The 17,409-nt window shown below is 54.4% G+C and carries 23 protein-coding genes; 13 read left to right on the forward strand and 10 right to left on the reverse strand.

Translation table 11 applies throughout. From position 1 onward, the window contains the following. Window positions 1–11: 11 nt before the first annotated feature. Genes G506_RS0104890 through G506_RS21300 form a run of 6 tightly spaced genes read right to left on the reverse strand, consistent with a single transcriptional unit; the run spans window position 12 to window position 1,450 of the window. Window positions 12–224: a hypothetical protein gene (locus G506_RS0104890; RefSeq protein ID WP_028115894.1), complete on the reverse strand. Its 213-nt coding sequence runs from the start codon at window positions 222–224 to the stop codon at window positions 12–14. Continuing rightward, entirely contained in the window at window positions 221–436 is a 216-nt protein-coding gene (locus G506_RS0104895; protein WP_028115895.1) for a hypothetical protein, read from the reverse strand. The genes G506_RS0104890 and G506_RS0104895 overlap by 4 nt, the downstream gene beginning before the upstream one ends. A 19-nt stretch (window positions 437–455) precedes the next feature. Beyond that, on the reverse strand, window positions 456–740 hold the full coding sequence (locus G506_RS0104900) for a hypothetical protein (protein WP_028115896.1): 285 nt from the start codon (window positions 738–740) through the stop codon (window positions 456–458). Continuing rightward, window positions 737–949, reverse strand: coding sequence for a hypothetical protein (locus G506_RS0104905; RefSeq protein ID WP_028115897.1), 213 nt, complete (start codon window positions 947–949; stop codon window positions 737–739). The genes G506_RS0104900 and G506_RS0104905 overlap by 4 nt, the downstream gene beginning before the upstream one ends. A 37-nt stretch (window positions 950–986) precedes the next feature. Next, the gene (locus G506_RS0104910; RefSeq protein WP_028115898.1) at window positions 987–1,238 is read right to left on the reverse strand and encodes a pyocin activator PrtN family protein; all 252 of its coding nucleotides are present in this window, start codon (window positions 1,236–1,238) and stop codon (window positions 987–989) included. Further along, window positions 1,235–1,450, reverse strand: a complete 216-nt coding sequence (locus G506_RS21300) for a helix-turn-helix domain-containing protein (protein ID WP_084631172.1) — start codon at window positions 1,448–1,450, stop codon at window positions 1,235–1,237. Before G506_RS21300 ends, G506_RS0104910 begins: the two co-directional genes overlap by 4 nt. Window positions 1,451–1,897: 447 nt before the next feature. On the opposite strand from G506_RS21300, the gene G506_RS21010 reads away from it, so the two are divergent. The 3 genes from G506_RS21010 to G506_RS20335 all read left to right on the forward strand — a co-directional run bounded on the left by G506_RS21010 (window position 1,898) and on the right by G506_RS20335 (window position 3,546). Further along, the gene (locus G506_RS21010; RefSeq protein WP_051201903.1) at window positions 1,898–2,311 is read left to right on the forward strand and encodes a S24 family peptidase; all 414 of its coding nucleotides are present in this window, start codon (window positions 1,898–1,900) and stop codon (window positions 2,309–2,311) included. Between the two features lie 305 nt (window positions 2,312–2,616). Further along, window positions 2,617–2,787 carry a hypothetical protein gene (locus tag G506_RS20865; RefSeq protein WP_156904798.1) on the forward strand — a complete coding sequence of 57 codons (171 nt, stop codon included), beginning with the start codon at window positions 2,617–2,619 and terminating at the stop codon, window positions 2,785–2,787. A gap of 72 nt (window positions 2,788–2,859) precedes the next feature. After that, window positions 2,860–3,546 carry a hypothetical protein gene (locus G506_RS20335; RefSeq protein WP_051201904.1) on the forward strand — a complete coding sequence of 229 codons (687 nt, stop codon included), beginning with the start codon at window positions 2,860–2,862 and terminating at the stop codon, window positions 3,544–3,546. Between the two features lie 29 nt (window positions 3,547–3,575). On the opposite strand, the gene G506_RS0104930 is transcribed toward G506_RS20335, so the two are convergent. Then, window positions 3,576–4,649, reverse strand: a complete 1,074-nt coding sequence (locus tag G506_RS0104930) for a tyrosine-type recombinase/integrase (RefSeq protein ID WP_028115899.1) — start codon at window positions 4,647–4,649, stop codon at window positions 3,576–3,578. Window positions 4,650–4,772: 123 nt separating this feature from the next. Between G506_RS0104930 and dusA the strand changes: the two genes are divergently transcribed. The 4 genes from dusA to G506_RS0104950 all read left to right on the forward strand — a co-directional run bounded on the left by dusA (window position 4,773) and on the right by G506_RS0104950 (window position 6,761). Then, window positions 4,773–5,786, forward strand: coding sequence for a tRNA dihydrouridine(20/20a) synthase DusA (dusA, locus tag G506_RS0104935; RefSeq protein ID WP_051201905.1), 1,014 nt, complete (start codon window positions 4,773–4,775; stop codon window positions 5,784–5,786). 224 nt (window positions 5,787–6,010) lie between these two features. Further along, window positions 6,011–6,352, forward strand: a complete 342-nt coding sequence (locus G506_RS0104940; protein WP_028115901.1) for a hypothetical protein — start codon at window positions 6,011–6,013, stop codon at window positions 6,350–6,352. An 8-nt stretch (window positions 6,353–6,360) separates the two neighbouring features. Continuing rightward, window positions 6,361–6,546: a PspC domain-containing protein gene (locus G506_RS0104945; protein ID WP_169628071.1), complete on the forward strand. Its 186-nt coding sequence runs from the start codon at window positions 6,361–6,363 to the stop codon at window positions 6,544–6,546. Further along, on the forward strand, window positions 6,546–6,761 hold the full coding sequence (locus tag G506_RS0104950) for a hypothetical protein (protein ID WP_028115903.1): 216 nt from the start codon (window positions 6,546–6,548) through the stop codon (window positions 6,759–6,761). Before G506_RS0104945 ends, G506_RS0104950 begins: the two co-directional genes overlap by 1 nt. Before the next feature lie 6 nt (window positions 6,762–6,767). Here G506_RS0104950 and G506_RS0104955 read toward each other — a convergent pair whose 3' ends face one another. After that, window positions 6,768–7,502, reverse strand: coding sequence for an enoyl-CoA hydratase-related protein (locus tag G506_RS0104955; protein ID WP_028115904.1), 735 nt, complete (start codon window positions 7,500–7,502; stop codon window positions 6,768–6,770). 82 nt (window positions 7,503–7,584) lie between these two features. Here G506_RS0104955 and G506_RS18855 point away from each other — a divergent pair, with 82 nt between their 5' ends. The 5 genes from G506_RS18855 (at window position 7,585) to dbpA (ending at window position 12,073) form a co-directional block, all read left to right on the forward strand. Beyond that, entirely contained in the window at window positions 7,585–8,046 is a 462-nt protein-coding gene (locus G506_RS18855) for a copper chaperone PCu(A)C (protein WP_051201906.1), read from the forward strand. A 97-nt stretch (window positions 8,047–8,143) separates the two neighbouring features. Continuing rightward, window positions 8,144–8,809, forward strand: coding sequence for a TIGR04219 family outer membrane beta-barrel protein (locus G506_RS20340; RefSeq protein ID WP_051201907.1), 666 nt, complete (start codon window positions 8,144–8,146; stop codon window positions 8,807–8,809). A gap of 90 nt (window positions 8,810–8,899) precedes the next feature. Continuing rightward, on the forward strand, window positions 8,900–10,360 hold the full coding sequence (locus G506_RS0104970) for a cryptochrome/deoxyribodipyrimidine photo-lyase family protein (protein WP_028115905.1): 1,461 nt from the start codon (window positions 8,900–8,902) through the stop codon (window positions 10,358–10,360). 35 nt (window positions 10,361–10,395) lie between these two features. After that, the gene (locus G506_RS20870) at window positions 10,396–10,545 is read left to right on the forward strand and encodes a hypothetical protein (protein WP_156904799.1); all 150 of its coding nucleotides are present in this window, start codon (window positions 10,396–10,398) and stop codon (window positions 10,543–10,545) included. 151 nt (window positions 10,546–10,696) lie between these two features. Then, window positions 10,697–12,073 carry an ATP-dependent RNA helicase DbpA gene (gene dbpA / locus G506_RS0104980; protein ID WP_028115906.1) on the forward strand — a complete coding sequence of 459 codons (1,377 nt, stop codon included), beginning with the start codon at window positions 10,697–10,699 and terminating at the stop codon, window positions 12,071–12,073. Window positions 12,074–13,089: 1,016 nt separating this feature from the next. Here the strand turns inward: dbpA and G506_RS0104990 are convergent. Next, complete coding sequence (locus tag G506_RS0104990; RefSeq protein WP_169628072.1) at window positions 13,090–14,619, reverse strand: M17 family metallopeptidase; 1,530 nt, start codon at window positions 14,617–14,619, stop codon at window positions 13,090–13,092. Window positions 14,620–14,749: 130 nt separating this feature from the next. On the opposite strand from G506_RS0104990, the gene G506_RS0104995 reads away from it, so the two are divergent. Continuing rightward, window positions 14,750–16,207 (forward strand): aminoacyl-histidine dipeptidase, encoded by a 1,458-nt coding sequence (locus G506_RS0104995; protein ID WP_028115908.1) that lies wholly within the window; start codon window positions 14,750–14,752, stop codon window positions 16,205–16,207. Between the two features lie 87 nt (window positions 16,208–16,294). On the opposite strand, the gene G506_RS0105000 is transcribed toward G506_RS0104995, so the two are convergent. Further along, window positions 16,295–17,173: a DUF808 domain-containing protein gene (locus G506_RS0105000; RefSeq protein ID WP_028115909.1), complete on the reverse strand. Its 879-nt coding sequence runs from the start codon at window positions 17,171–17,173 to the stop codon at window positions 16,295–16,297. Window positions 17,174–17,409 lie beyond the last annotated feature (236 nt).

The raw sequence follows: 17,409 nt of genomic DNA on the forward strand, positions 1-17,409 counted from the left end.
CTATTCCTTTGTTAAGCCGCGTTGCGCTGTTTGACGATGGCCAGCAGTCGTTCGTGGGCGCGACCTGCGGTGGTGCGAATTTGAAATTCAAAGCCGTTCAAGGTGCGAACGCCATCCAAAATCTCTTGAGCTTCTTCGGCGCTTAGCAGCGATTCGCGGCCACACAGCAGCTCGCAAAACTCACGGTCCAGATAATCAAAGTGTTTCGGGCTAACCAGTTTCATTGGGCGGTTCCTGTTAAGTGGGCGGCTACCGCGTTGCAGGCAGCGGCGGGGTTTTTGTGGCTTAGGGCGCGGCGCAGTTGGCCCAATACCCACAAACCGCGTTTGCGCTGTTCGTCGCTTGGGATAGAGCTGGATGGCAAGGTGCCATCAAAGCTGGTGTGCATCAGCGCGTTGCTGTTTGGCACAGGGGTTAGGTGTTGCAGTGTTTCCATGACTGATCTCCCTGCTTGATTAGGCGTTACACCAGGTGATGCCGACTGCCGACATCTTGAAGCGGCGCGGGCCAACATGAATGCCGTCTTTCATCAGCGCGGCACGTGCCGGATAAGGCAGCTGTGGGGTGGTCACCACTTCGTTGATCTGCTGGCGCAGTTCGTGCAGCAGCTTGGTGGTGTCAGCTGCGATCGCTTTGTTGTGACGCAAGCAATGGTCGATGCCATCCAAACAATCGTTGACGCGCTCCAAGGCATTCAACAGGCAGCGACCAACGATGGTGCTGTTCAGGTTGATGCTCATGCTTGCATCCCCAACAGCTGCTGACGGGCAAAACCGGTGGCTTGCATCTTGCGCATTTCTGCAACGCACAGGCCGATCGGAAACACCGCTTTCACTCCACCTAAAGCCAGCTTGATCTCTTGCTCGCTTAGGCTTGGCAGTTGTCCGGCGTCTACCGCGGCCAATTTGCCGCGCAGGTTTTCAAACAGGTCAATCGATACGCGTTTCATAAAATTCCCTCTTACTGCTAATTCGTGTTGTTGCTTGTTAGTGAACCGAGTCGAACTCGGCTTTGGCTTCGGCCATACGGCGGTCGATGTAGTCGGCCAAGTCATCCACGTTGACGAAGAACGGGCTGCGCTGGCTGTTATCCATGCGAAACGCCGGGATTGGCAGCGACTGAGCATTGGCCTTTAGGTAGGCGGTGCGCAGGTTGATGCCGAAATAGGATTGGCAGATCGCGCTTAGCTCGATAATCGGCTTACCAAAGGTGGCGTGCAGGGCGTAGCGAGTGTTCATGTGGCGCTTCCTTCCTTTCGGTAGCGAGAGGGCCAAATCTCCCGCGGGTCTTTATTCAGTGCTGCCGCAATTAACTGCTGGCCGCGTTCGTATTTGCGGTTTTGTACCGCCCGAATAGTCGGTGGTGCGATTCCGTTCGCTCTGGCGATTTCCGCCATGTTGGTTCCGTTTTTCTCCAGTGCCGCTCGGATATCAGCAGGGTGCCAATCCACTTTCTGACCTCATTTGTTTCTGGTTGCGCAATCATAAGATCACACCATCTTAAGCAGCAAGAACTTTTGTGGATGAATTTGCGTTCATTAGAGGTTGATTTGCGCCGATAGTTGATTTGCGTCATAAACATGTGAGTTCAATCACATTTGTGGGCTCTTAAACCACAAAGATGGTATGATTGAGCAATCATGTTTTCGTTTCTGGCGGTTTGTATGCACAACTATTTAGGAAACGTTCTCGAAAGAGTTCACAGTTTGATAGGTTCTGGCTCGGTTAGAGCTGCCTCACAGCGATGGGACATCAGCCCAACTGCGCTGAGCAATATGTTCAAAGAGGAGCGTTGGCCGCATATTTCAACACTCGAGAAAATCTCATCAGCGGAGGGAGTGACAGTCGAATGGTTGTTAACTGGCATTTCAGAGCCAGTAGAGGGACACAGTTCAACAATGGTTGATATTCCGTGTTACTCCGTAGCAGCCTCGGCTGGGCAAGGTCAGACCGTTACCGATGAAAGTCAGACCGATGTGATGCGGGTTAATAAGGAGTGGTTGCGAGATCTGGGGCTGCAGAACGCCAAGTTAGCGGTGATCCAATCCAGCGGCGATTCGATGCTGCCAACCATTCCTGTTGGTGCCCCCTTGCTGGTGGATTTAGGTGTGAATTGCTACATGCAGGCGGGGTTGTATGTGTTCCGCCGTGGTGATGAGCTGAGCGTTAAGCGCTTAAGCCAAGATGTGATCACCGGCAACATTACCGTCGCCAGTGACAATTCGCTTTACCCAACTGTTAACTTAACTCCAGAACAGGCCGAAGACCTCAACATCATTGGCCAAGTTCGTTTGGTCATGTCGAAGTATTGATGCAGCAAGAATCCCCAGATACATAAAACCCCGCAACTGCGGGGTTTTGTTTTATGAGAGTTTACCGGAACTAAAGCTTTGAATTTGCTTCGTGATAATGCTCTCGACTCTAACTAGCAAACTGGATGAGCGGGCAAGCATGTAGTAAATTGGGCGCCTACGCGACAAATGTGATTGAGATCACGCGCCGAAAAGGTCAATATTGATTTGAAGTTATGCGACCTATGCTTTAGATTACGCGCCCTCTTCATGTCATTAATGGTCCGGCGCTATTGAATTTGCAATTGCGCTCATAGGAGTTGCCAATGATTAAAACAACCTATCAAGGTTCGACCGCTCGACAGCGTCAGGCAATACTTAAAGGCATCAAAGTTGATCTGCGCTCAAGCGAGTCATCCGCACAGAAGAAGACCTCAGCCAAAGAGCTGCGTCGTAGCGTAAACTTCTTTGAAAAGGCTTTGCAGTCAGTTTTGTAAATTGAAGCTTAATTTCAACAGGAAAGGCTGGTTTTGAACCGGCCTTTTTTGTGCCCAGATGGAGGGCACCGATTGTCAGACCAGAATGTTACACCACCGAAAGAGTGGGTATTTTTACAATTAACTGATGTTCAAGATGATAGCCCAGAGATTGTTGGGCTGATCGCGTACTCGCTATATAAGAAGCAGAAATCAAATTTGGCGGTTTCGTTGCGATCAGAAGGTGAGAGTGAAGTTAAAATTCAGCGTCGATTGGGTTATTTCCATGATGACATCCTTCGAGATTCAGATCGGCAAGATGAGCTTAAAAGACGCGCTGAAACCCTATTGCTTGAGACTATTGAACACGTTGAGGCTCAGCTGCGCGATAAAGTTTTCCAGCCTCAACTTCAAGCTGCCCAAAAGCGTAATGAGGATCTTGACAGCAAGCTAAAGCGTGAGCGCGTTCGACATCAAGAGGATCTAAAGGCGGCGGGAGCAAAGGCTGTCGCAGAATTTGTCGAAAAGATTGCTGATCACAATGTATCGGAAAAAAGCTTTGGTCGTAAGGGCTGGGATTGGCTTTGGAATGGCTTTGCTGGTGTTGTTGCTGGGGCGCTTACCATCGGTATTATTTACGCTGGCTCAATGGCGATGGCTGATCCCGACGACAGAAATGGTTTGATTAAAAATTTTGCGATGGAAGTCGCAGGGTATTTAGCTCAACAGCCAATAGAAGATTCCCCCAAGTCCGCAAGCACGGTAAAAGACGGTAAGTAAGCAGAACCCCGCCGAAGCGGGGTTTTGCTTTATGCCCTTTCAACCAGCTGCTTGTCATGCAACTTGTGCGGGAACAGTTGGGTGTAAACCTGCCACAAAATGTTGAGGTTACGGTGGCCAGTTACTTGGGCGACTTCTTCAATGGTGTAGCCTGCTTCGAATAGGCGACTGGCACCTTCGCGGCGCATATCGTGATAGCGCAAATCTTCGATACCTAACGCATTGCGAACGCGCTGGAACCCGGCAGTGACCGAACGGGAGTTGTATGGAAATATCCGATCGCCTTTGCGCGGTTGCTTGGTGGCAATGGCGAATGCGTCCCCCAGTAGCGGCACAATCATGTGATTGCCTTCTTTCTTGCGTGGGTCTTTGCGGTCGCGCACCAACACGGTTTTATTGGTTTGGTTAAGATCTTCCCAGCGAAGGTTGCAGACTTCGCCAACGCGCATGCAGGTTAGCAGACTAAATTCCAAAATATCGGTAAACGGGATCAGGCTTTTACCGCCGTGGCCTTCACGTTCCAATAGTCCCTGTTTTAACTTTTCTAGCTCCACCGTTGTTGGCCGCCGAGTGCGCTTTTGTGATTTACCCACCAGCTTCATATCAATTAGCACCGGCGTGGCTTCTTCAAAGATGGCGTGGTTCGCCTCGATATTGAAAACCGGCTGGGCTTTTTTCATGACCGAACGCAGATAGGCGATATCGTGATAGATGGTGGCTGGTCCCGCTCCGGCCTCGCGGCGGTCTTTGCAGTGCTGGATTAGTGCTGCAGTGGTTAATTTATTGGTGTCGATTTTGGCAACGTCGCAGTCGCGCAGCATCTGGATCACATAGCGCTTGGTGCGCCCGGTGTTATTCCATAAGTCCCTTTCAGCAATAAACAAATCGATAAGCTCGGCAATTGAAGTGGTACGCCTTGCGTTCACCCCGTGCGCCTCGATCTCGTCTAACTGGTTTTTGCCCCACGTTTGCGCCAGGCTCTTTTTGCTAAACGTCTTGGCGTATCTGTGTATAATCTGGCCTAAATTTTTGACCGTGATCGTCGCCTTGTAGCGGGTTTCACCGCTGGCTAGCTTTCGCTTTTGAATGCTGACTGATGCCATTAACAGCTCCTTCGCGAGGCGTACTGAGTGCGTTGTTATTGGGCGTACTATAGGCGTACCGAGCAACCAAATCTATCCAAATCTATCGACTTTGATAGACATTTGAGACAGTAAGATAAACCCATGAAATCAACCGAAAACCCGCGAAACGCCACGGCTTTCGCTGCTTCCCGTTTTTCCATTGCGCCGATGCTGGATTGGACCGATCGTCACTACCGCTATATGGCGCGACTGATCTCCAAACACACCTTGCTGTACACCGAGATGGTGACCACTGGCGCCATTATTCATGGCAAAGGCGATTACTTGGGGTACAACCAAGAGGAACACCCAGTGGCGTTGCAGCTGGGCGGCAGCAATCCGGCGGATCTGGCTCACTGTGCCAAGCTGGCGCAGCAGTATGGCTACGATGAGGTCAACTTGAACGTGGGTTGCCCATCGGATCGGGTTCAAAATGGTCGCTTTGGCGCCTGTTTGATGGCCGAGCCGCAGCTGGTGGCGGATTGCGTTAAGGCGATGCAGGATGTGGTGGATATTCCGGTGACGGTGAAAACTCGAATCGGTATCGATGAGCAAGACAGCTATCAGTTCTTGACCGATTTCGTGAGCACCGTGGCGGACGCCGGTTGTCGTGACTTCACCATTCACGCCCGCAAAGCGTGGCTGCAGGGGTTATCGCCGAAGCAGAACCGCGAAATTCCAGAGCTGATCTATCAGCGCGCTTATGATGTGAAGCGCGATTTTAGCGATCTGACCATCGGCGTGAACGGCGGCATTACCACCATTGAACAGTGCCTTGAGCACTTGCAGCATCTGGATGGGGTAATGGTCGGCCGCGAGGCGTACACCAACCCGTGGCTGTTGGCGCAAGTCGACAGCGCCATTTTCGGCGATGACCGTGCGCTGCTAAGCCGGGTTGAAGTGGTCGAACAGATGATCGCTTACGTTGATGCCCATGTGGCCCAAGGTGGCCGAGCGAACCACGTTACTCGCCATATGCTGGGTCTGTTCAATGGCCTGCCGGGCGGTCGTGGCTATCGCCGTTATCTGGCGGAAAACGCCCACAAACCGGGCGCTACCGGCGATGTGCTGGCCCAGGCGTTGGCGGCACTGCCAAGCGAAGCGCTGACCGCATAAGCTCGGCCTAACTTCGCAATCTGCACAAATAGTGAGCTTGACCAAATAAGGTGGTCAAGCTCACTATTTTTTTATCTGCAGGTTATTGGTCAGAGCTACCGAAAAATGCAATCACAAGCGCATTAATATTCTATTGATCAGTAAGTTAAGTCTAAATTTTCCACACTGGCACAGCACTTGAAATAGACCTTGGTGTCATTCACTGAACAACCAAGGAAAACATCATGTGTGCGGTTAACTCGAAGTGGCGCAGTGGTTTGATTGCAGCGGTAGCGCTGCTGACCATGGGCAATGCGGCGGCGACCAACATGCAGCAACAGATTGATACTCAGATGAAGCTGAGCAGCCAACAAACCAGCTTGGCGGTACAAGCGGCAGCGCTGCAACAAGCGCGCCAGCAAGCGCATCAAGCGTTGCTGGGCTATCAATCAGCCCCGTCGCTGGTGGCCGAGGAAGTGACCGAGCAGCATCAACAAATTGCCCAACAAGCCCGCCAAGACGCCCAGCAATTGGCTGCAGACTGCTGGCAGGGGCCTGACCAGCCAGTAGCGGTGGCTCGACAATGAGCGGGCGCATGAACACTCTGATCCCTGAGGCGTGGTTGTATGGGGTGGTCGCCGGTTTAAGTCATCGGCTCGGTTGGAATGTCTACGGTTGCCGAGCCGGCTGGTTACTGTTGGCCTACTTCTACCCAGTAAAAATGCTGCTGGCTTACCTGATTGCCTTGTGGTTAATGCCCAAAGTGCGGCGAGGCCAATAATGAAGTTAGTGCTGATCCTGTTAGGACTGATGGCATTACTGGTGACCGTGGTCGGGCTGATTGACCCGTTTACTTTAGTGTTTGGCAGTTGGTTGCAATGGTTACCGTTACCACTGCTATTACTGCTGATTGTGGTGGTACAACTGATCCTGGTAGCGTTGCTATGCAAAGCCGCCACCAGTTGGCGGCGGCATCGTCGTTGTCGCTTACATTAAGCCGAATTACTGGCGCATCGCCCGCAAAATCGCTTTGGCTTCTGGCCCCTGCAGCGCTTTATCAAACGCCGCTTCTTCGGCTTCCATGGTGGCGATGATCGCTGCTTCATCCACTTTCAATAGCGCCTTAGTGGCTTGCAGTGCCTGCGGCGGCTGAGCCGCAACCGCTAACGCTTGTTCAAGCGCGTATGGCAACAACTGATCCGCCGGCAACACCTGATTCACCAATCCCAATGCCTTGGCTTTATCGCCATCAAATACCTTGCCCAATAGCAGCAGTTCGGCGGCTTGCGCGCGGCCAATTCGTTGCGGCAGCAATAAGCTAGAGGCGGCTTCCGGTACTAAGCCGATATTGACGAACGGCAGGCGTAGTTTGGCGTTGTCGGCGCAATACACCAGATCGCAGTGCAGTAGCACCGTGGTGCCGATACCGATGGCCGGGCCGGCCACCGCAGCGATCAACGGTTTGGAAAAGGTCGCTAAACGCCGCAGAAAGCCATGCACCGGCATCGCCGCTAAATTGGCATCCATCGCCAAAAAATCATCCAGATCGTTGCCGGCGGTAAAGCATTGATCGCTGCCTTGAATGAGCACCGCGTGGACCTCATTATCCAATTCGGCATCGTTCAAATAGTCGGTCAGCGCCGCGTACATCGGCTGGGTAAGGGCGTTTAACTTATCCTGCCGATTGAGGGTTAAGACCATGACATGGTCGATGCGTTGGCACAGTATCAATGACATAAGCGATTCCTTGCTGATTGTTATTGCCGGACTAAACCAATACGTTAGTGCAAATGGTTGATACCAGTCTAAAGGATGAGCAATGAGGATTAAACGACTGTTTGAATTTGCCGCAATTACCCTAATGGTCAGTGCATCGGTGCAGGCGGCGCAGGTACAGATCAGTGATGCCATGGCACGGGCAATGCCGCCATCGGTGCCCAATACTGCCGGTTACGCCAAGCTTACTGCCGATACCGATGACCGCTTGCTGGCGGCACAGTGCGATGGGGTCGAGCGCACCGAGATCCATACCATCTTGATGGAAGATGGTTTGATGAAGATGCGTCCGGTTGCTGCGGTTGAGTTGCCGCAAGGCCGCGAAGTATTGCTAGAGCAGGGCGGCTATCACTTGATGATGATGGGCTTAAACCGTGCCGCTAAGGTTGGTGGCAGCTATGATTGCCAGTTGACCTTCGCCAAGGCGCCGCCGCAGTTGGTGCGCTTTGTGGTCAGAGCCATCCAGCAGCCGCAGGCCGAGACCCACCAGCACCATCATCACTAAAACCATTGCAGGGTTCGATCAAGTTTCGATTAAGATGTGGCGCAGATTATCGGCGCCCACCGCGGGTGGTTGGTGCCCAAATTAAGGAAGAAAAACAATGCAATCTAAAGGTGTAGTAGCGGCATTGGTAGCAGCCGCACTGGCATTGCCAGCGCAAGCTGATGTCCTGGCAGTGAAGGTCGGTCTGGATTACTTCAAAAGCAGCGCCGACGGTTCAGTTGCGGCCAGCGACCGTGACTACGATAGCGAGTCCAATGTCAGCGTATACGCCGCATTTGAGCACCCAATTCCGCTGCTGCCAAACGCCATGTTGCGTTACAACGACATGAGCAACAGCACCAATCAAACCAAGGTTGATCTGACCAACGCTGATCTGATCCTCTACTACGAACTGCTGGATAACCCGGCGCTGGAACTGGATCTGGGCATCGATTACCGCATCTATGATGGTGAAGCCACTTGGGCTGCTTTGGAAAACCGCGACCTCGATGAAGGCGCGCTGCTAGGCTACGTCCGTGGCCGTTTTAACATCGTAGGCACCGGTCTGTTTGTTTACACCGACATCGTTGCTGGCGATATCGACGATAAGAAGATCCACGACTACCAACTGGGCGCCGGTTACGTGATGGACTTCATCCCGCTGCTGGATTTGACCGCCAAAGTCGGTTACCGCGAGCACAGCTTTAACGTCAGCGGTTTTAACGGCATCAGTGCCGATATCACCCAAGACGGTTGGTTTGTTGGCGCCGAACTGGCGTTCTAAGCCACACCCATCGAACCGAGACCTCGCCGATTGGCGGGGTCTTTTTGTAGCGGCGGATCTTGGCCGTCGCCGTATGCGTACCGATGGGCTATGGCAAAATCCACCATCAACATCGTCTGGCTTAAGCGTGACTTGCGCCTAAGCGATCACCAGCCGCTGGCTGAAGCCACGCATAGCGGCATTCCGACCTTGCTGCTGTATCTGTTTGAACCGTCACTGCTGGCGGATCCGCACTACGGCGATCGTCACTGGCGTTTCGTCGGCCAATCTCTGCAAGATCTGGATCGGCAGCTAAGCCAATTTAACAGTCAGGTGTTGGTGCTAAAGGAAGAAGCGCTGACGGCTTTCGAGCTGCTCAGTCAGCGGTTTGAGATTGCCGCGGTCTATTCCCATCAAGAGGTGGGACTGGCACTGACCTTTGCCCGCGATAAGCAACTGGCGCGGAGGTTCAGGCAACGGCAAATACCGTGGCATGAAGCGGCGTTTGGGGCGGTCATCCGGGGCGCGCGTGATCGTGCGGGCTGGGATCGCCATTGGCACAAAGCGATGCGGGCAGCGTTAGCGCAGCCGTTGTTGTCGCAACAAACGTTATGGCCGAGTGCTCACTGGCAAGGCTTGTCATCTTGGCCACTGCCGTCGCAATGGCTGGACAAACAAGCGGGGATGCAAACCGGTGGTGAGTCGATGGCGTGGCGAACCCTTGACGATTTTTTTGCTGGTCGCGGCCGCGATTACTACCGCGCAATCTCTAAACCGCAGCAAAGCCGCAGTGCCTGCAGCCGGATGTCGGCTTATCTGGCGTGGGGCAATATCTCGCTGCGGCAGATGTACCAGCAATTGCTGGCGCATTGGCAGGTGAAAGGGTTTCGCCGCAGCTTAACGGCGCTGTCCTCAAGGCTGCATTGGCATTGCCACTTTATTCAGAAGTTCGAGTCCGAACACCAGATGCAGCAGCGTTGCTTGAATCGAGGGTATGAAGACTATCCGTTTGACGATGATCCGAAACTGCTCAGCGCTTGGCAGCAAGGCCGCACCGGCATCCCGTTGGTCGATGCCTGCATGCGCTGTCTACACGCCAGCGGTTACATCAATTTTCGGATGCGAGCGATGCTGGTGAGCGTGCTGTGTCATCACTTTAATCTGGACTGGCGCGCTGGCGTTACCCATCTCGCTCGGTTGTTTTTGGATTTTGAACCGGGCATTCATTACCCGCAGTTTCAGATGCAGGCCAGCGTCACTGGCATCAACACCATTCGCATCTATAACCCGACAAAGCAGGCGCAAGAGCACGATCCTGAAGGCCAGTTTATTCATCGTTGGTTGCCGGAATTGCGTCAGGTGCCGCCGCCGCTGTTGTTTCAGCCGTGGCAACTGACGCCGCTGGAGGCGCAGCTGTATCAGCTGGCGCCGGAGAGCATTTACCTCAATCCGCTGGTGGATATTGAGCAGACCGCCAAGGCGGCACGGCAACGGTTATGGGCTTATCGAAAGCAGCCCCAAGTACGGGCCGATCGCCAGCGGATTTTGGCGCGGCATGTGCGTCCACGTTAAGCTTGGGCAATAGCTCGAGCCATAACGGAGGCGCCATGCACCGCACTACCGAACAATCGCAATCGGCACTGCAGTGGCTGCGACAGCAGCCCTATTACCCGCTGGTAAAACTGATACTCGGCAGCTACACGCTGCTGGCGCTGCTGGGTTTTCTGGCTGGTTGCTGGTTGTTTCGTTCGCTCTAGCGCTATCCCCCAATCAGCTTCAGGTTGATGTTGCCACTGTCACTACGGATATCAATTTAGCGCTGACGGTGCTAAAGTCCGCCGCCCTCGGCGTCTCTTAAGTAGACGCTATCCTTTCGGCAGTTTGCCGGGTCTATTTTAAGAGAGTGCCATGACCGCATTTAACACCTTGCCATTGTCGCCAGCGATGTTGGCGAACCTAGAGCAGCTGGGCTTCGCCAGCATGACCCCAATCCAAGCGGAAGCGCTGCCGCTGATTTTGCAGGGCGATGATCTGATCGCCAAAGCCAAAACCGGCAGTGGTAAAACCGTAGCGTTTGGTTTGGGCTTGCTGCACAAGCTGGAGCCAAAGCAGTTTGCGCTGCAATCGATGATCCTCTGTCCAACCCGTGAGTTGGCGGATCAGGTTGCCAGCGAACTGCGTCGTTTGGCGCGGGCGATGGGCAACATCAAGATCCTAACCCTGTGTGGTGGTCTGCCGATGGGGCCGCAAATTGGCTCGCTGGAGCATGGCGCGCACATCATCGTTGGTACCCCGGGCCGTATTTTGCAGCACATCAAAGCCGGTCGTTTGGACTTTAGCGCGCTGACCACCTTGGTCTTCGACGAAGCCGATCGGATGCTGGATATGGGCTTTGAGGCCGACATCAACGCCATCAAAGAACGCCTGCCGCACCAGCGTCAAACCCTGTTGTTCTCTGCGACCTACCCAGAGCAGATCGAAAAGCTGGCGTCGCGGGTGCAGCGTAATCCGAAGATGATTGAGATCGCCGGCAGTGAAGTGCAAGCGCAGATCACCCAGCGTCTGATTGAAGTGGAAGGCCACGACAAAACCGAACTGGTGAAAGCGCTACTGAACAAGTACCAGCCAGAATCCACGGTGATCTTCTGTAACACCCGCATCGCTTGCCAGCAGTTGGCCGATGATTTGGAAGACGCGGGCGTTTCGGTGGTATCACTGCACGGCGATAAAGATCAGCGCGATCGCGATCAGATGCTGGTGCGCTTTGCTAACAAGAGTGTCTCAGTACTGGTGGCGACCGACGTGGCTGCCCGCGGTCTGGACATCAAAGAGTTGGCGATGGTGATCAATTTTGAAGTGGCCTTTGAAACCGAAGTGCACGTTCACCGTGTTGGCCGTACCGGCCGCGCTGGCAGCGAAGGGATGGCGATGACCCTTGCTAGCGGCAACGAGATGCGTCGGGTTGCCGACATCGAAGAGCTGCAAGGTTACGAGTTCGAGCGCTTGGCGGCCAACAGCTTGCCAAAAGTGGCTTACCTGCATCTGGATGCGCCGATGGTGACCCTGTCGATTGGCGCTGGCCGTAAGAGCAAGATGCGCCCAGGTGACATCCTTGGTGCCCTGACGGCCAGCAAAGAGATCGCCGGTAAGTCGATTGGCAAGATCAGCGTCGCCGACCGTCTGTCGTACGTTGCGGTAGAGCGCAAGGTGGCCAATAAGGCGCTGAAGATCCTGCAAAATGACAAGATCAAAGGGCGTAAGCTGATTGTGCGGATGCACAAGTAATCGGCCTGCGAGTCTCGCCAGCCCCAGCCATCGTGCTGGGGCTTTCTTTTGGCTGTGTCGTAGCTAAGTGTTAGCCCTTGGTCGCCGGAGGCAAAGATAAGAGAGTTGGTCGTAATTAGTCTGTAGTTATCAGTAAGAGCGAAATCGCCAGTGGCAGTAGCGAATACCGGCGATAGCCAATATGTCAGCATTTCATAGCCATTAGCCTCCGGCGGGAAAGGGTTCCACCCTTTTCAATCCCTAATGCCTCCAACACGGCGACACCCCTTCACTCCTTGTGCTGCTCCTTTCGGCACTGCGCGGATTCATCGTCCCTGATTTTGCCACGCACTTCGGCCATCCATGGCCTCCGGCCTCAATCCACCGCACACCGCTCAGCGCCGCGAGTCGGCCACAGCCCGTTGACGCAACCGTTGTCAGAAAATCACTCCCCTTAATACTTCTGATGACGGTAGTTTTGGCAGCTCTAAGCCGACTTGTTGACGCCGAGTGCAACCGCAAACGCAGCGGCAGTCGAGGGCAGGATGCCCGAGAGTGCCCGCGCAGACAGGATACCTTGGGTACAACAGTTAACTTCGACACAGCCAAAAAAAGCCCGAGCTGTAGCAGCACGGGCAAGTCTCTGGAAAGTAGCAGTACCATCAAAGGTTGATGGCATACATGCCGCCATTACTCCACGCCGAGGCATCAGCAGCGAATGAGGTGTACAGGGCAACATGGTAGGTAAACAGGTTCATGGCGAACTCCAGTATCAAAATGAATAAGTTAGATGACGGCGTCGGTGCGGTTCCATGGCGCAATCTCGGTTCCGTGGAGTCATCGTCGTTACTCGGTTCCGTGGAGTGTCGTAATCCTTTATTGGCGCCGGCGTTAAGCCGATGACCAATTGAGTAAATATCATACTCCCATGTAATTTTATTACAACAGAAATAAAACCCAGCTCACAAAGTTGCGCCTTAGTGAAAATTTATTACGCCCGGGTATCACGCCCTGCGGCGGATCCGCAGGGCGGCCGCTTAATAATCCAGTAGCAACGCCAACAGCGTCGCTACCGGTACGGCGGTTGGCATGCCATACAACGGATCGCGCTTTTCCACCGCACTGCCGGCGATATCCAAATGCAGATAAGGCAGCGGCAGATCACTGCCCAGCTGATGTTGATCCAACCCCGCCGCGCCAATCAAAAACGCCATCGGGAATTGGTGGCCGCGGCTGATGTTAACCGAAGCGCCGTTGTTGGAGCTGAGCAAATCCTCCGACGGCGTACGCGCTGCCACTTGGGCAAAATCTTCCCGGCGCAAACGCGATAACTCAAACGGCTCGGCCAACTGTTCTGATATCGCTTGCAGTTGCCCGCCATCGCCACGAGCACGAGCGACGGAGTTTTCCACTACCGCACTGTAAGGGCCATAACTGCGAACCACATGGCCGGTTAAGGTCGCCAATGACATCAAGGTTGGCTGATTGGCCATGGCCGGCGCCAATTCACGCAGATGCGACAGCACATCCGCCAGCACCAATCGGCCTTCGGCATCGGTGTTGCCAATCCGCACTCGTTTGCCGCTGTGACCAGTGATTATCTCATCCGGCACAATCGCTTCGCGACCAATGCTGTTACGCACCAGCCCCAACTCGGCAATCACTTCCACCCCTTTGGGTTGCAACTGCGCCAGCGCCGCCATTAACCCCGCCACCGCCGCGGCGCCGCCCTTATCGCGACTCATCCCCGCCATCGCACCGCCGATTTTCAGATCGGCACCGCCGGTATCGAAGGTGACCCCTTTACCCGCCAACAACCAACTTTTGTGGATCGCTCCAGAGCTGCGATATACCAAGCGCACCACCCGTGGCTCGTGCCGCGCTACCCCATAAGACGCCCGCGCGACCCCACTTAATAGCGGATAGTCACGTTCGATGATGGCGCGATCGCTGATCACCTCAACGCTCACCGCGCTGCCAGCAAAGTGCTCAGCACAATAATCGGCAAACGCCGGCGGGGCCATCTGCTCCGGATCACCACCGCACAGATCCCGTGCCAGCGTACGGCCAATCTCTAGCGCATTGGCACGGGCCACATTCTCAAGCCCCAATACGCCGATGGTCATCGGCTGGCGTTTAACATCGAACGGTTGATATAACTGCTGCCCCGCCCCCAGCAATGCCGCGCTCAGTGCCTCGCTATAGCGGCTGTCATCGCTGCGTTCAACCAGCAGCAATGGATGTTTAGCACCGGCTGCTAACGCCCGCGCCATCCCAGCCTGTGCCGCTTCAGCAAATTGGCGTACATCAAGATAATCGTCATCAAGTGCTCCGGTTGGCGCCAAGACCAAACGACCACCGGCCAACCCGGGAGCGAGCAACAGCGTCGGTTGCCTGGCAATGCCCGAATCAATCCCGATAGCATGGCTAACTAACTGTTTCAGTTCAGGAAAATCAGGCAATTCAAACTGATGGCCGACTACCACCAGCGCATCAAAACCACCCTCACCAAACACACTGTCACGCTCAGCCCGTTGCCACATCACTGGGCTAAATACCTCGGTCATCATCTGCATCCTTGTTGCGTCGAAAAGTGCCTATCAATCTACCTTGCAACTACTGAGGTCGCTAACGCCGAAGTCAATAGTAGCGTGATACACTGTCGCCAATTTTGTACATCCTTGTTAGGAGTTTGTCGTGACCGAAATCAGCGCGCTGCAACCACAAGCCCTATGGCAATGGTTTGACACCATCTGCTCTATCCCTCACCCATCCAAACATGAGATCGCCCTGCGTGATCATATCCAGCAATGGGCCGACGATCGCGGCTTAGACACCCAACTGGATGCGGTTGGCAACCTGATTATTCGCAAGAACGCCACCGTCGGCATGGAAGACCGTCAAGGGGTAGTTATCCAAGCGCACCTCGATATGGTGCCGCAGAAAAACAGCGATACTGACCACGACTTTACCGTTGACCCAATTCGCCCTTACATCGACGGCGAGTGGGTAACCGCCACCGGCACCACCTTGGGCGCCGATAACGGCATCGGTATGGCATCCGCCTTGGCGGTGCTGGGCAGCGACGATGTCGCTCATGGCCCACTAGAGGTGCTGCTGACCATCGATGAGGAAGCGGGCATGACCGGCGCCTTTGGTCTGGAAGCGGGGGTATTGACTGGCTCGATTCTGATCAACACCGATTCTGAAGAGGAAGGCGAAGTCTACATGGGCTGCGCCGGCGGCATTGATGCTGGTCTGTCGGTTGCGATTGCACGTCAGGCTGCCGCAGCCGACACCGTCACCGTCGAGCTGGCACTCACTGGTCTGAAAGGCGGCCACAGTGGCTGTGATATCAATATCGGTCGTGGCAATGCCAACAAACTGCTGGCGCGCTTCCTATTTGGTCATGCTGACGAACTGGGCCTGCAACTGGTAAGCCTGTCCGGTGGCAGTCTGCGTAACGCCATCCCGCGTGAAGCTTGGGCCACCGTGACGGTACCGAGCAACAACTTGGCCCGTTTGACTGAACTGACCGAGTTCTACCAACAACTGCTGAACGAGGAACTGGGCGCAGTTGAAAACCCAATCGCGTTCGCGCTCACTGCAAGCAGCGCCGCAAACGAAGTATTTACCCCAGCCTGCCAAAGCAAACTGCTGGCGCTGCTCAACGCCGCGCCGAATGGCGTAGTACGGATGTCAGACAGCTTCCCAGGCGTAGTCGAAACCTCGCTCAACGTTGGAGTGATCACCACCGAAGCCGATCACGTTGCCATCAGCGTGCTGATCCGCTCCACCGTCGACAGCGGTCGCAGCTACGTGGAAAGCACCCTGCGTGCACTGGCGACACTGGCTGGCGCGGAAGTCGAATTCTCTGGCGCCTACCCAGGCTGGAACCCAGATCCAAGCTCGCCAATCATGCAAGTGGTGCGCGAAACCTACCAAGGAATGTTTGACAAACTGCCTAACATTCAGGTGATCCACGCCGGTCTGGAGTGTGGTTTGTTTAAGAAGCCATACCCAGAGATGGACATGGTTTCCATCGGCCCAACCATCCGCTTCCCGCACTCGCCGGATGAGAAAGTGGAGATTGCCACCGTTGAAAAATACTGGCAGCTGCTGCTGGCAGTGCTCAACGCGGTACCAGCCAAGTAGGCTACTTTGGTTTAGCCAAAATCGACCAAGCCCACCGAATTCGGTGGGCTTTTTAGTGGTTGCTGACTAAGGTCGCAACCGCCGCAATTAGTGGCTGTCGTGTTTGTGAAAGCGGCTAACCACAAACACCGTGATAAAGCCGGCAATCACCCCAATCACGCCATTGAGGACGGTGGGTAGCACACTGGAGATCACCACTCCGACTCCGGGAATGGTGGCACTGTAGGCGGCGGTATCCGCCACAAACTCGGCAATGGCATGGACTCCATGCACCAAGATCCCACCACCGACCAAGAACATCGCCACGGTGCCAATCCAACTTAAGGACTTCATCAGTTTCGGCGCCAGCGCCAACAAACCGCGGCCAAACGCCTGCAAGGCACTGCTGCCGGGGCGTTGACTGAAGTAGAGACCGACATCATCCACTTTGACAATCACCGCCACTAAGCCGTAGACAAAGATGGTCATCAACACCGCAATGGTGGCTAGGGTGGCACTTTGAGTCAGCAGCGGTTTGGCGGACACCACCCCAAGGGTGAGGACAATGATCTCCGCCGACAAAATAAAATCGGTGCGCACCGCCCCTTTGATCTTGTCGGCCTCATCGATATTGGCGCGATCCGGTTTCTCGCCGGAACGCATCTCCAACAATTTCTCGGCCCCTTCAAAACAGAGAAACAGGCCGCCGAGCATCAATAATGGCGTAATCAACCACGGAATAAAGACGCTGATCGCCAACGCCGACGGCACCAAAATCGCTTTGTTGAGCAGCGAGCCTTTGGCCACCGCCCACACCACCGGCAACTCGCGATCCGCTCTAACGCCAGAGACCTGCTCGGCGTTAACCGCCAAATCATCCCCCAGCACCCCAGCGGTTTTCTTCACCGCGACTTTACTCATTACCGAGACATCATCCATCAAACTGGCAATGTCATCCAACAGGGTTAACAAACTGGCACCGGCCATCGGCATACTCCATCAATCTGGCAACTTGGCCACTTGCGACCAAGCGCAACCAAGCTCCACGCTCATACCAATTCGCTTAAGTAAATGGTCTATCTAGTGCGATGGAGAAATCGTTTCAATCAAGGCACTCAAGTAAGTTGAGTAACGCCGAGTGAAGCGATTTAAACCAGCAATAGTGATCAGATATTTAGGTGAATTGGTATTATTCACTGCTTAGCCTAGCACCCTAAACCAAC

The sequence above is a fragment of the Ferrimonas senticii DSM 18821 genome (genome assembly GCF_000422665.1).
In the GTDB taxonomy this organism is placed as follows: Bacteria; Pseudomonadota; Gammaproteobacteria; order Enterobacterales; family Shewanellaceae; genus Ferrimonas; species Ferrimonas senticii.